Source organism: Mycobacterium sp. 1165196.3 (assembly GCF_001673415.1).
In the GTDB taxonomy this organism is placed as follows: Bacteria; Actinomycetota; Actinomycetes; order Mycobacteriales; family Mycobacteriaceae; genus Mycobacterium; species Mycobacterium europaeum_A.
Window position 1 is genome coordinate 14,672 of record NZ_LZLU01000191.1, and the last position, 14,152, is coordinate 28,823.

Consider the following 14,152-nt stretch of genomic DNA (forward strand, 5'->3'; position numbering starts at 1 on the left):
CTAAACCGCCACCGGGGCAGGCTTTTTCGCGAACTTCAAGCCTTCATCGTCGACCCTGCCACGCCGGATCGTGCGCATGTCGAAGAAGTAGTTCTGTTTGAGCCGCCACGGCGCCCGCGACCCCGACTTCGGCAGCAGGTGCATCGACCGCCGGAAGTAGCCGGGAGTGAAGTCCATGAACGGCAGCTCGTCGACATCGCTGCCCGGGTGCTGCGGCTCGACGAAGTCAAAGCCGTTGGCGTCCATGTAGTTCAGCAATCGGCACACGAACTCCGAGACCAGGTCGGCCTTCAGCGTCCAGGACGCGTTCGTGTATCCGAAGGTGATCGCGAAGTTGGGCACACCGGAGAACATCAGCCCCTTGTAGGTCATCAACGAGGTCAGGTCGATGTCCTGGCCGTTGCGGGTCGGCTTCACCCCGCCCAGCAACTGCATGTTCAATCCCGTTGCGGTGACGATGATGTCGGCCGACAGCTCCTCACCCGAGGTGAGCTTGATGCCCGTCTTGGTGAACCGGTCGATGGTGTCGGTGACGACGTCGGCCTTGCCGTGCCGGATGGTCCGGAAGAAGTCGCCGTCGGGGGCCAGGCACAGCCGCTCGTCCCAGACGTTGTAGCGCGGACCGAAGTGCTTTTCGACGTCGTAGCCCGCCGGCAGGCGTCGCTGCGCCATCGTCATCAACGTCTTGCGCATGTAGCCCGGGGCCTTGCGGGACAGCTGGTACTGGAAAGTGCTGAACGCGATGGCCTTCCAGCGGTTGGCCATGTGCGCGAGGCGCTCGGGCAACAGCCGGTTGGCCTTCTCGGCGAACGGATCGACCCCGGGCAGCGACCCGATGTAGGTCGGCGAGCGCTGCAGCATGGTCACGTGGCCGGCGCCCGAGTTCACCAGGGCGGGAATCAGGGTGATCGCGGTGGCACCGGATCCGATCACGACGATCCGCTTGCCCGCGTAGTCGAGGTCCTCCGGCCAGTGCTGCGGGTGGACGATGGTGCCGCCGAAGTCCTCGGAGCCCGGGAAGGTCGGCGAGAACCCCTCGTCGTAGTTGTAGTAGCCGGTGCAGGCGAACAGGAACGAGCACGTGATCTCGCTTTGCCGGCCGTCACTCTCGACGGTCACGGTCCAGCGGTTGTCGCTGTCGGACCAGTCGGCGGCCACCACCCGGTGGCGGTAGCGGATCTTCGGCTCGATCTTGTTCTCGACGGCGGTCTCCTTGATGTAGGCCTTGATCGAGGCCCCGTCGGCGATGGACTTCGCCGAGCGCCAGGGCTTGAACCGGAAGCCCAGGGTGAACATGTCCGAGTCCGACCGGATGCCCGGGTACTTGAACAGGTCCCAGGTTCCGCCGAGGTCGGCGCGGCGTTCGAGGATGGCGTAGCTCTTTGTCGGGCAGCGTTCCTGCAGGTGCCAGGCCGCGCTCACGCCGGAGATGCCGGCGCCGACGATGAGGACGTCGAGGTGCTCAGTCATGAAGCCAACGCTATCAACACCGTGTTGAGCAAGTCAACACCGTGTCGAAACTCTCAACAGCGTGTAAAGTAGCTGCCGTGACTACCGTCGGTTCCGCCCGCACCCACCGGGGCAGGCGTTCGGCGCGCCCGTCCGGCGACGACCGTGAACTGGCCATCCTGTCCACCGCCGAACAACTGCTGCGGGAGCGCCCGCTCGCCGACATCTCCGTCGACGACCTGGCCAAGGGTGCCGGCCTGTCCCGGCCGACGTTCTACTTCTATTTCCCGTCCAAGGACGCGGTGCTGCTCACCCTGTTCGAACGGGTCATCATGCAGGCCGACTCCGCGCTTCAGACCATGGTCGCCAACCCGCCCGCCGACCTGAAAGCGTTGTGGCGCATCGGGATCAACGTGTTCGTCGAGACCTTCGGGGCGCATCGCGCGGTGTCACTGGCCGCCGACGCGGCGCGCAGTAACAAGGACGTCGACGACCTGTGGTCGCGCTTCATGCAGAAGTGGGTGGACCACATCACCACCGTGATCGAAGCCGAGCGCGCCCGCGGCGCGGCGCCGGTGACGCTGCCGGCCCGCAACCTGTCCGCGGCGCTGAACCTGCTCAACGAGAAGGTCATGCTCAGCTCGTTCGCCGACGCGCGGCCCTCGGTGCCCAGCGAGCAGTTACTTGACACGCTGGTGCACATCTGGGTCAGCAGCGTCTACGGCGACGCCTGCTGAAACTCAGCTGTCGGCGCCCTGTGCGAACATATGTTCGTGCGGTGCGATGCGTCCATCCTGCACGCGGACCTGGATTCCTTCTACGCGTCCGTCGAGCAGCGCGACGACCCCACCCTGCGGGGCCGACCGGTGATCGTGGGCGGCGGTGTGGTGCTGGCCGCGAGCTACGAGGCCAAGGCCTACGGCGTGCGCACGGCCATGGGCGGGTCGCAGGCGCGGCGGTTGTGCCCGCACGCCGTGGTGGTGCCGCCGCGGATGAGCGCCTATTCGCGCGCCAGTGACGCGGTCTTCGAGGTGTTCCGCGACTGCTCCCCGATCGTCGAGCCGCTGTCGGTGGACGAGGCCTTCCTCGACGTCGGCGGGCTACGTCGGGTCAGTGGCACGCCGGTCGCGATCGCCGAGCGGTTGCGCGCGGACGTGCGCGAGCGCGTCGGGCTGCCGATCACCGTCGGCGTCGCGCGCACGAAGTTCCTCGCCAAGGTCGCCAGCCAGGAGGCCAAGCCCGACGGGCTGTTGATGGTGCCGCCCGACCAGGAGCTGGCCTTCCTGCGGCCGCTGCCGGTGCGCCGGCTCTGGGGTGTGGGCGCGGTAACCGCCGAGAAGCTGCGTGCGCACGGCATCGTGACGGTCGCCGACGTCGCCGAGCTCAGCGAGTCCGCGCTGGGTTCCATGGTGGGCGGGGCGATGGGCCGCCAGTTGTACGCCCTGTCCCGCAATATCGACCGCCGCCGGGTGACCACCGGTGTCCGTCGCCGGTCTGTCGGCGCGCAGCGAGCGCTGGGTCGCGCCGGAAACACCCTGTCCGCCAACGAGATCGACGCCGTCGTGGTCAATCTGATCGACCGCATCACCGGCCGCATGCGCGCCGCCGGACGCACCGGCCGCACCGTGGTGCTGCGGCTGCGCTTCGACGACTTCGGCCGGGCGACCCGATCGCGCACCCTGCCGTGGGCCACGTCATCGACGGCGCCCCTGCTGGCCACCGCGCGCGGGCTGGTCGCGGACGCGGCGTCGCTGATCGCCCAGCGCGGCCTGACGCTCATCGGCTTCGCCGTGTCGGGCATCGACCGCAGCGGCTCCCAGCAGCTGATGCTGCCGTTCGGCGGCGATACCAATCGACTCGCCATCGACGCGGTGATCGACCGCGTGCGGGATCGGTACGGCAAGTCCGCCCTGACGCCCGCGGTTTTGGTCGGCCGCGATCCGGGTATAGAGATGCCGCACCTACCCGACTGACCCGTTTTCGGTGTTTATTCTAATTATTGTCTGCCACAACACTTTTCGATGATTTGAGGTTCATTTGAATCGGCGTTGCGACGCCGGTTGTGCGGCGGCCCGATTGCTAGGCTGGCGAAAACCCGACCTCGAAAGTGAGCAATTGAATCCGATGCCGCCGCAGCAATCCCGCGACACCGGCCTGCCCCACGAGGGTCTCGTGCTTGGTTACAGCGCGTTACTCGCCCTATCCGCGGGCTTCGTCAACGCCGTGGCGCTGCTGATTTTGGCGGTGCCCGTTGGCAATCTGACGGGGATCACCACGCAGCTGGGCATGCACACCGCCAACCCGTGGCTGTACGAAGGCCACGTGCTCGGCGCGATTTTTCTAGGCTTCCTGACGGGAGCGACCATCGCCGGGGCGATCCTGGCACCCACCGATGGTCTTGCCGGCCCACGCCATGCCGCCGTGCTCTTCCTCGAGGCAGGCTTGCTGGTGCTCGCCGCGGCCGGGGTCGAGGAGACCGTCGTCAGGGCACAGATCAACGCCCTCGGCATCGAGCAGACCGCGGTGCAGGCGTTGCTCGCCGCCGCGGCGCTCGGTCTGCAAAACGGGATGACGTCGAGCTTTCGCGGGATGGCGATCCGCACCACGCACTTCACCGGAACGGTCACCGACCTCGGGCTGATCCTCGGTCGCAGCCGGCTACACGGAATCAAGAACTGGAAAACGGCGATACTGGCGACGACCCTCGTGTTATTCGTCGGCGGCGGCGTGGCCGGGATCGCGTTCGGGGCTCAGCTGGGGGGTTACGCGTTGCTCATCCCGGCCGCGACCTGCGCGACGGTCGGCGCCGCCAACCTGCTGCAGGGCGCCGGACGCAGCGACGACGCACCGGTTCCCCAGGACGCCGAACCGGTGCAGGTCTGAGCGGCGTCTCAATTGGCGGTCCACTCCAGCAGCCGCTCGGCGGGCCAGGTGTTGACGATCCGGTCGACGGGCACACCCGCGTCCAGCGCGCGCTGGGCGCCATAGCCGAGGAAATCCAGCTGACCGGGCGCGTGCGCGTCGGTATCGATGGTGAACACACAGCCGATCTCCAGCGCCAGGTTCAGCAGCCGGCTGGGCGGATCGCGCCGCTCGGGGCGGGAGTTGATCTCCACCGCCGTGCCGTGGTCGCGGCACGCGGTGAACACCGCCTCGGCGTCGAACTTGGATTCCGGCCGGATGCCGCGATTCCCGGAGACCAGCCGGCCGGTGCAGTGCCCCAACACGTCGGCGTGCGGGTTGGCCACCGCCCGCAGCATCCGCCGGGTCATCGCGGGCGCATCCATCGACAGCTTGGAGTGCACGCTGGCCACCACCACGTCGAGGCGCTCGAGCAGCTCGGGTTCCTGGTCGAGGCTGCCGTCGTCGAGGATGTCGACCTCGATCCCGGTGAGGATGCGCATCGGCGCGAACTTCTCCCGCAGGCCGTCGATCACGTCGAGCTGCTTGCGCAACCGCTCGGGTGAGAGCCCGTTGGCGATGGTCAGCCGCGGCGAATGGTCGGTCAACGCGCAGTACTCGTGCCCCAGCGCCGCCGCGCTAGCCATCATCTCCTCGATCGGCGCCGAGCCGTCCGACCAGTTGGAGTGCAGATGCAGATCCCCGCGCAGCGCGGAACGGATGTCACCGCCGCCGAGATCCTCGGCACTGGAACGCAATTCGACGAGAAGATCGGGTTCGCGGCCGGACCACGCCTGGTCGATGACCTTCGCGGTCTTGGGGCCGATCCCCGGCAAGGACTGCCAGCTGTTGGCCTGGCCGTGCCGCTCGCGGGTCGCGTCGTCGAGGCCCTCGATGATGTCGGCCGCATTGCGGTAAGCCATCACGCGCCGGGGGTCGTGGCGGCTGCGGTCCTTGAAATAGGCGATCTGCCGTAACGCCGCTACCGGATCCATGACTCCAGTGTGCCCGCGCGGTGATTGCAAGCGCGGCGAAGCCGGGCGCAGCAGGTCACCGCACGACCTCCGCGGTGATTGCAAGCGCGGCGAAGCCGGGCGCAGCAGGTCACCGCACGACCTCCCCGCTTACAACAGCTGCCCGGCGACGAACCCGGCGAGCAGCACGCTGAATCCGCCGATCTCCCCGGCGATCAGCGCCGTCATCGCCAGCACGAGACGCCCGTCGGCGTTTTCGAACTGGTTGACGGTGTCGCGCCGCGCGCCGTGGCTGATGTAGGCGGCGATGGCGGCCACGAAGAAGAAGACGACCACCCCCGCCGCCGTCAGGTTCACCCAGACCGGCCAGGCGCTCAGTTGCACGAACACCGCGAGCAGCAGCGTCGCGAACGAATACAGCAGCGCCGCCCGATGCGCGATGTCGACGTAGGGATGCGCGAGGTGGTTCTCCGACGCCATCATCTCGCGATATTTCCACACGCCCAGCACCAGCGCGAGCAGGAAGATCAGGCCCGCCGCCAGCAGGGTGATCTTGGTGTCCATTCCGAGGGAGCCGCAGACAGCAGTCATCGTGAGCTTGAGTTTAGTTGTCCTTCATAAACACCGACTAACGTCGACGGCATGCGATTCGCGTTCAAGACTTCCCCGCAGAACACCACCTGGGCACAGATGCTCGCCGTCTGGCAGGCGGCCGACGACATCGAGGTCTACGAGTCCGGGTGGACGTTCGACCACTTCTACCCGATCTTCACCGACAGCAGCGGGCCCTGCCTGGAGGGCTGGACGACGCTGACCGCCCTCGCCCAGGCCACCAAGCGGCTCCGGGTGGGCACCCTGGTCACCGGGATCCACTACCGCCACCCCGCGGTCCTGGCCAACATGGCCGCCGCCCTCGACATCATTTCGAACGGACGGCTCGAGCTGGGCATCGGCGCCGGCTGGAACGAGGAGGAGTCCGGCGCCTACGGCATCGAACTGGGCAGCATCAAGGAACGCTTCGACCGCTTCGAGGAGGCGTGCGAGGTGCTGACCAGCCTGCTCAGCCAGGAGACCACCGACTTCGACGGCAAGTTCTACCAGCTCAAAGGCGCCCGCAACGAGCCCAAGGGCCCGCAGCGCCCGCACCCACCGATCTGCATCGGCGGCAGCGGGGAAAAGCGCACGCTGCGCATTACCGCGCGCTACGCCCAACACTGGAATTTCGTGGGCGGTCCGCCCGACGTCTTCGCCCACAAGCGCGACGTGCTGGCATCGCACTGCGCGGACATCGGCCGCGACCCCAAGGAGATCACGCTCTCGGCCCACCTGCGCCTGGAGCCGGATCTGAATTACGGGAAGGTCATCGAGGACGCGGCCGGGCTGGCCGCCGAGGGCTTGGATCTGGGCATCGTCTACCTGCCGCCGCCGCACGACCCGGCCGTGCTCGAACCGCTCGCCGAGGCGATCCGCGACTCGGGCCTATGGGAGCGGTGACGGCGCCTTTGGGGCGGCCCGGCGGAAATCCCGCCGGGCGCATGTTGAGCAAACCCGCGGCGCGCCGCTGAGCGCGCCGAACGGGCGGTCACGCACCGAACAGCAGCAAGTCCTGGGGGGTCACCAAGCGTTCGTGCTTGGCGGGGAACTCCCGACTTTTGACCGGGTGACGCAACCATGACCAGGCGATTCGCCCCATCCGTGACTGAGGTAATGGGTGGATATGCACAAGAATCTCTCCTGCGATCGGTCGTTCAACCGGGAAACCGGTGTGACCCCCATGTGAGCGGGCTCACAACGGGTTATTAGACACCCGGCGGCTGGCAAACAGTGGGAGACGCGCCGGACGAAGTCCGGCGTGTTTCTGGTGTGACTGGTGTTACTACTGAAGCGGTACCGCGGTGGGCTTGACCGGCGCCGGCAGCGCCGTCGACCCCATCAGGAAGCGGTCCGTCGCGGCCGCGGCCGCCCGCCCCTCAGCAATCGCCCAGACGATCAGTGACTGGCCACGACCCATGTCACCGGCAACGAAGACGCCCGGAACCGACGTGTCGAAATCGGCGCCGCGGGCGACGTTGCCCCGCTCGGTGAGCTTGACCTCGAGTTCGGTGAGCAGGCCCTCCTTCTCGGGGCCGACGAAGCCCATCGCCAGCAACACCAGGTCGACCTCGAGTTCGAATTCCGAACCCTCCACCTTGACGAACTTGCCGTCCTCCATGGTCACCTCGTGCGCCTTGAGCGCCGTCACGTGACCGTCCTCGCCGACGAACTCCTCGGTGTTGACCGAGAACACCCGCTCGCCGCCCTCCTCGTGCGCCGAGGACACCCGGTACATCAGCGGGTAGGTCGGCCACGGGGTGGACGGGGCGCGCGTCTCCGGCGGCCGCGGCATGATCTCGAACTGGTGGATGACGGTCGCGCCCTGCCGATGGGCGGTGCCCAGGCAGTCGGCGCCGGTGTCCCCGCCGCCGATGATGACGACCTTCTTGTCCTTGGCGGTGATCGGCGGCTGCCCGTCGGGGCCCAGCACGTCGTCGCCCTCCTGCACGCGGTTACCCCACGGCAGATACTCCATCGCCTGGTGGATGCCATCCAGTTCGCGGCCGGGGATGGGCAGATCGCGCCCTGCAGTGGCGCCGCCGGCCAGCACCACGGCGTCGAAGTCGGCGCGCAACTGCTCGGCGGTGATGTCCACGCCGACGTTGACACCGGTGCGGAATTCGGTTCCCTCGGCCCGCATTTGGTCCAGCCGGCGGTCCAGGACACGCTTTTCCATCTTGAATTCCGGGATGCCGTAGCGCAGCAGGCCACCGATGCGATCGGCCCGCTCGAAGACGGTGACGGTGTGGCCGGCGCGGGTCAGTTGCTGGGCGGCGGCCAGACCCGCCGGCCCGGAACCGACCACGGCGACCTTCTTGCCGGTCTTCTTCTCCGGCGGCAACGGTCGCACCCAACCCTCGTCAAAGGCCTTGTCGATGATCTCCAGCTCGATCTGCTTGATCGTCACCGGGTCCTGGTTGATGCCCAGCACACAGGCCGGCTCGCAGGGGGCCGGGCACAGCCGCCCGGTGAAGTCCGGGAAGTTGTTGGTGGCGTGCAGCCGCTCGATGGCGTCGCGCCACCGGTCCCGGCGCACCAGGTCGTTCCATTCCGGGATCAGGTTACCCAGCGGGCAACCGTTGTGGCAGAACGGAATACCGCAATCCATGCAACGGGTCGCCTGCTCGCGCAGGGTCTCGTTGTCGAACTCTTCGTAGACCTCGCGCCAGTCGCGCAACCGCAGCGGGACAGGCCGACGCTTCGGCAGTTCCCGATGCGTGTATTTCAGGAAGCCGCTCGGATCAGCCATGCGCGGCCGCCATGATCGCCTTGTCCACATCCACGCCGTCGCGTTCCGCTTCGGCAATGGCCTGCAGCACCCGCTTGTAGTCCCGCGGCATCACCTTGGTGAAGTGCCGCCGGTGTTGCGCCCAGTCACCCAGAACGCGCTGACCGACAGCGGAATCGGTGGCATCAACGTGCGCCTGAATCATGCCGTGCAACCACTCGTAGTCATCGTCATCCAAGCTCTCGAGCTCGACCATCTCCGCGTTGAGATTGCCTGGGAATTCGCCCTGCGGGTCGTAGATGTAGGCCACGCCGCCGGACATGCCCGCCGCGAAGTTGCGGCCGGTGCGACCGAGGACGACAACCTTGCCGCCGGTCATGTATTCGCAGCCGTGGTCGCCGACGCCCTCGACGACGGCGTGCGCACCGGAGTTACGCACGGCGAACCGCTCGCCGACTACGCCGCGCAGGTACGCCTCGCCGCTGGTCGCGCCGAACAGGATCACGTTGCCGCCGATGATGTTGTCCTCGGCCACGTAGTCCGCCGGCGCGTCGTCCGACGGCCGCACCACGATCCGGCCACCGGACAGGCCCTTACCGACGTAGTCGTTGGCGTCGCCGTAGACGCGCAGCGTGATGCCCCGCGGCACAAACGCACCGAAGCTGTTGCCCGCCGAGCCGTCGAAGGTGATGTCGATGGTCCCGTCCGGCAACCCTTGGCCGCCATAGGCTTTGGTGACCTCGTGGCCGAGCATGGTGCCCACCGTGCGGTTGACGTTGCTGATGGTCGTGGAGAACCGCACCGGCTTCCCGGAGTCCAGCGCCTCGCGGCTCATCACGATCAACTGCTGATCGAGCGCCTTGTCCAGGCCGTGGTCCTGGCGCGAGCTGCAGTACAGGTCCTGGTTCATGAACGCCGATTCCGGCTCGTGCAGAACCGGGGCCAGGTCCAGCCGGTGCGCCTTCCAGTGGGCCCGGGCCAGCGTCATGTCCAAGGACTTCACCTGGCCGACGGCCTCATTGATCGTGCGGAAGCCCAACTGCGCCATGTATTCGCGCACCTCTTCGGCGATGAACATGAAGAAGTTCTCGACGAACTCGGGCTTGCCGGTGAAGCGTTCGCGCAGCACCGGGTTCTGGGTGGCCACCCCGACGGGGCAGGTGTCCAGGTGGCAGACCCGCATCATGATGCAACCGGAGACCACCAGCGGCGCGGTGGCGAAACCGAATTCCTCGGCGCCGAGCAGCGCGGCGATCATCACGTCGCGGCCCGTCTTGAGCTGACCGTCGACCTGAACCACGATCCGGTCGCGTAACCCGTTGAGCAGCAACGTCTGCTGCGTCTCGGCCAGCCCCAGCTCCCACGGCGCCCCGGCATGCTTCATCGAGGTCAGCGGGGTGGCACCGGTGCCGCCGTCGTGCCCGGAGATCAGCACCACGTCGGCGTGGGCCTTGGACACCCCCGCGGCCACCGTGCCGACGCCGTTCTCGGAGACCAGCTTGACGTGCACCCGCGCGGCCGGGTTGGCGTTCTTGAGGTCGTGGATCAGTTGCGCCAGGTCCTCGATGGAGTAGATGTCGTGATGCGGCGGCGGCGAGATCAGTCCCACGCCGGGCGTCGAGTGGCGCACCTCGGCAACCCACGGGTACACCTTGTGTCCCGGAAGTTGGCCGCCCTCACCGGGTTTCGCGCCCTGGGCCATCTTGATCTGGATGTCGGTGCAGTTAGTCAGGTAGTGCGACGTGACGCCGAACCGCCCGGAGGCGACCTGCTTGATCGAACTGCGCCGCCAATCACCGTTGGGATCGCGGTCGAAGCGCTTGACGTCCTCGCCGCCTTCACCGCTGTTGGAGCGGCCGCCCAGCCGGTTCATCGCAATGGCCAGCGTCTCGTGCGCCTCGGCGGAGATCGAGCCGTAGCTCATCGCCCCGGTCGAGAAGCGCTTGACGATTTCACTGGCGGGCTCGACTTCGTCCAGGGGAATCGGGGGATTGATCCCGGCCCGGAACTTCAGCAGGCCGCGCAGCGAGGCCATGCGCTCGCTCTGGTCGTCGACCAGGCGCGTGTAGTCCTTGAACACCTTGTACTGGCCGGTGCGGGTGGCGTGCTGCAGCTTGAAGACGGTCTCGGGGTTGAACAGGTGGTACTCGCCCTCGCGGCGCCACTGGTACTCCCCGCCCACCTCGAGCTCGCGGTGCGCCCGCTCGTCCGGGCGGTCCAGGTAGGCCAGCGCGTGCCGGGTGGCGACGTCCGCGGCGATGTCGTCCAGGGTGATACCGCCGATGGGACAGCTCAAGCCGGTGAAGTACTCGCTGAGCACGTCCTCGGAGATGCCGACCGCCTGGAACAGCTGGGCACCGGTGTAGGACGCCACAGTCGAAATGCCCATCTTGGACATCACTTTGAGCACGCCCTTGCCGGCGGCCTTGATGTAGTTGCTCAGCGCCGCCTTGCGGTCGATGCCCTCGATGACGCCGCGATCGAGCATGTCCTCGATGGACTCGAACGCCATGTAGGGGTTGATCGCCGCGGCGCCGAAACCGATCAGCGCGGCCATGTGGTGCACCTCGCGGGCGTCACCGGTTTCCACCACCAGCCCCACGTGGGTCCGGGTGCGGTCGCGCACCAGGTGGTGGTGCACCCCCGCCACCGCGAGCAACGACGGGATCGGCGCCATCCGCTCGTCGGATTCGCGGTCGGACAAGATGATCACGCGCGCGCCGTCGGCGATCGCCGCCGACGCCTGCGCGCGCACCTCCTCGAGCGCGGCGGCCAGCCCGGCACCGCCCTCGGCGACCGGGTACAGGCAGCGAATCACCTTGGAGCACATGCCATGTGGACGACCGTTGACCTCGTCATCGGGGTCGAGGTTGATCAGCTTCGCCAGCTCGCGGTTACGCAGAATCGGCTGCGGCAGCGCGATCTGGTGACACGAGCGCTCGGTCGGCGTGAGCAGGTCACGCTCGCCGCCGGTGGTGCCCTGCAGGCTGGTCACCACCTCCTCGCGGATGGCGTCCAGCGGCGGGTTGGTCACCTGCGCGAACAGCTGCTGGAAGTAGTCGTAGAGCATCCGGGGTCGCTGCGAGAGCACCGCGACCGGGGTGTCGGTACCCATCGACCCGATCGGCTCCGCGCCGCTGCGCACCATGGGCGCCACCAAGAGGTTGAGTTCCTCGTAGGTATAGCCGAATATCTGTTGCCGCTTGACCAGTCGGTCGTGGGGCATCCGCTTGTAGTTGCCCTGCGGCAGGTCGTCGAGCGGGACCTGGTTCTTGTCCAGCCACTCCTGGTAGGGGTGCTCGGCGGCCAGCTCGGCCTTGATCTCCTCGTCGGAGACGATGCGGCCCTGCGCGGTGTCCACCAGGAACATGCGGCCGGGCTGCAACCGCATCCGGCGGACCACCTTGGCGGGGTCCAGATCCAGCACACCGGCCTCGGAGGCCATCACCACCAAGCCGTCTTCGGTGACCCAAATCCGCGAGGGGCGCAAGCCATTACGGTCGAGCACCGCGCCGATGATGGTTCCGTCGGTGAACGTGATCGACGCGGGGCCGTCCCACGGCTCCATCAACGAGGCGTGGTACTGGTAGAACGCCCGCCGCGCAGGATCCATCGACTCGTTGCGTTCCCACGCCTCGGGGATCATCATCAACACCGCATGAGCGAGGCTGCGCCCGCCCAGGTGCAGCAGTTCGAGCACCTCGTCGAAACGCGCGGTGTCGGACGCCCCCGGGGTACAGATGGGGAACAGCTTCTCGACGTCGGCTTCGGTTCCGAAGATGTCGGTCTTGATCAGCGCCTCGCGGGCCCGCATCCAGTTCTCGTTACCGGTGACGGTGTTGATCTCACCGTTGTGCGCGACGCGGCGGAACGGATGCGCCAGCGGCCACGACGGGAACGTGTTGGTGGAGAACCGGGAGTGCACGATGCCCAGCGCGCTGGTCAGCCGATCGTCTTGCAGGTCAAGGTAAAACGCCTTGAGCTGCGGGGTGGTCAGCATGCCCTTGTAGACGAACGTCTGACCGGAAAGGCTTGGGAAGTACACGGTTTCGCGGCCGGGCCCGTCCTGACCGGGGCCCTTGGTGCCCAATTCGTGCTCGGCGCGCTTGCGCACCACGTAGGCGCGGCGTTCCAGCGTCATGCCGGACGCGCCGGCCATGAACACCTGCCGGAACGTGGGCATCGCGTCGCGGGACAAGGCGCCCAGCGACGAGTCGTCGATGGGCACGTTGCGCCAGCCCAGCACCGTCAGGCCCTCGGCCTCGGCGATCTTCTCCACGGCCGCACACGCGGTCGCGGCGTCCTTCGACGACTGCGGCAGGAACGCGATGCCGGTGGCGTAGCTGCCCGGCGGCGGCAATTCGAAGTCCACGACCTCACGCAGGAAGGCGTCCGGGACCTGCAGCATGATGCCGGCACCGTCGCCACTACGCGGCTCGGCGCCCTGGGCACCCCGGTGTTCGAGGTTCAGCAGCGCAGTGATTGCCTTGTCCACAATGTCGCGGCTACGGCGGCCGTGCATATCGACGACCATGGCAACCCCGCACGCGTCGTGCTCGAACGCGGGGTTGTATAACCCGACGCGCTTGGGCGTCATATGCACCTGACCCTTCACCTGAACGTTCTGCGCGGCCGTTAGCAGCGGCCCCGACGAGGTCGCACCCTTAGGTTGCGGGCTATGACCCCTTCGGTCTTGTCTCGATGGGCTGTGCCCCAGGCGGAGATACTCCTGTTAGGGACGTCCGTGCAGCTCTGAACGGTGGCCTGGAACCGGTCTCGACAAGTCGTAAAACGATATGACAATACCCGCCTGACATGCCAACTTCGTCAAGTCTAGCCGCCAGCTGGCAGCGTCGTAAATTTCGCTGCCGGCGGTGAACCCCAATTCTGCCCACCGCCGGGCCGGGGCGCCGAATTGGTTGCATAGCTGGGCCTATTCCAGGCGGCCCGGTGCGTCGGCAGGCCGCCATGTCAAGTTTGCTGGCGAGTGCGTACAGGCCCCTTGGAGAGGTCGCCGTCACGGGTACTAGCGTGCTCAGCGGCCACCCCGTGGTCTCGTAAGGTTTCGCCAGCTCACGCGGGCGAGTTTGCAGGTTCGCGCATCCGGTGCCGCAGGAGATACTGGACGGGTATTGGTCAGACCCGGCGTCGCAGGCCGGACCGTGGCGCTTATCACGTCACGGCCGCGCCGCCGCCGGACCACCGGCACGACTGATCGACCGCCTGGCACCCGAGGAGCCCATGAACGAGCGCGACGAATTCCTGCGGGACCGTCTGCAGCCCGAGCGGCCTAACGCCCCGCGCCCGCCCGCTCCCTCCCCACAGCGACCCGCCGCGGCGCGCCCGCCGTCGGCTCCCCGGCGAGGACATGAAGACCCGCGGCATTGCGGCCCAGCCGCGCCACCACATCGTCGAAGGATCGCAGGTTCTTGTCGGCGGTCAGCTCCCAGAACGAGCCCGTCGACGCCGGATCGATCCGGCTGCTGAGCCGTCCGAACGCGGTGTC

At 67.4% G+C, this 14,152-nt stretch carries 9 protein-coding genes and 1 pseudogene; 4 read left to right on the plus strand and 6 right to left on the minus strand.

Annotated features, from left to right (window positions below; all coding sequences use genetic code 11):
• Complete coding sequence (locus A5659_RS19900) at window positions 1–1,470, minus strand: NAD(P)/FAD-dependent oxidoreductase (protein WP_067183665.1); 1,470 nt, start codon at window positions 1,468–1,470, stop codon at window positions 1–3.
• 77 nt (window positions 1,471–1,547) lie between these two features.
• On the opposite strand from A5659_RS19900, the gene A5659_RS19905 reads away from it, so the two are divergent.
• The 3 genes from A5659_RS19905 (at window position 1,548) to A5659_RS19915 (ending at window position 4,332) form a co-directional block, all read left to right on the plus strand.
• Window positions 1,548–2,186 carry a TetR/AcrR family transcriptional regulator gene (locus A5659_RS19905; protein ID WP_066881709.1) on the plus strand — a complete coding sequence of 213 codons (639 nt, stop codon included), beginning with the start codon at window positions 1,548–1,550 and terminating at the stop codon, window positions 2,184–2,186.
• A 30-nt stretch (window positions 2,187–2,216) separates the two neighbouring features.
• Window positions 2,217–3,422, plus strand: a complete 1,206-nt coding sequence (gene dinB, locus A5659_RS19910; RefSeq protein WP_067144162.1) for a DNA polymerase IV — start codon at window positions 2,217–2,219, stop codon at window positions 3,420–3,422.
• 151 nt (window positions 3,423–3,573) lie between these two features.
• A complete protein-coding gene (locus A5659_RS19915; protein WP_231997924.1) occupies window positions 3,574–4,332 on the plus strand; it encodes a YoaK family protein in 759 nt (252 codons plus the stop codon).
• 8 nt (window positions 4,333–4,340) lie between these two features.
• Here the strand turns inward: A5659_RS19915 and A5659_RS19920 are convergent, their stop codons facing one another.
• Together A5659_RS19920 and A5659_RS19925 are read right to left on the minus strand one after the other, a co-directional pair.
• Window positions 4,341–5,345 carry a PHP domain-containing protein gene (locus A5659_RS19920; RefSeq protein WP_067024020.1) on the minus strand — a complete coding sequence of 335 codons (1,005 nt, stop codon included), beginning with the start codon at window positions 5,343–5,345 and terminating at the stop codon, window positions 4,341–4,343.
• Window positions 5,346–5,474: 129 nt separating this feature from the next.
• Entirely contained in the window at window positions 5,475–5,915 is a 441-nt protein-coding gene (locus A5659_RS19925) for a hypothetical protein (protein ID WP_067144168.1), read from the minus strand.
• 51 nt (window positions 5,916–5,966) lie between these two features.
• On the opposite strand from A5659_RS19925, the gene A5659_RS19930 reads away from it, so the two are divergent.
• Window positions 5,967–6,818, plus strand: a complete 852-nt coding sequence (locus tag A5659_RS19930; RefSeq protein WP_067183669.1) for an LLM class F420-dependent oxidoreductase — start codon at window positions 5,967–5,969, stop codon at window positions 6,816–6,818.
• Window positions 6,819–7,200: 382 nt separating this feature from the next.
• On the opposite strand, the gene A5659_RS19935 is transcribed toward A5659_RS19930, so the two are convergent.
• From A5659_RS19935 to A5659_RS19945, 3 genes and pseudogenes are all read right to left on the minus strand, one after another.
• On the minus strand, window positions 7,201–8,667 hold the full coding sequence (locus A5659_RS19935) for a glutamate synthase subunit beta (protein WP_067183674.1): 1,467 nt from the start codon (window positions 8,665–8,667) through the stop codon (window positions 7,201–7,203).
• Window positions 8,660–13,243: a glutamate synthase large subunit gene (gltB, locus tag A5659_RS19940; RefSeq protein ID WP_067024030.1), complete on the minus strand. Its 4,584-nt coding sequence runs from the start codon at window positions 13,241–13,243 to the stop codon at window positions 8,660–8,662. Before gltB ends, A5659_RS19935 begins: the two co-directional genes overlap by 8 nt.
• A gap of 708 nt (window positions 13,244–13,951) precedes the next feature.
• Window positions 13,952–14,152, minus strand: a pseudogene (locus A5659_RS19945) (ATPase); the annotation flags it as partial.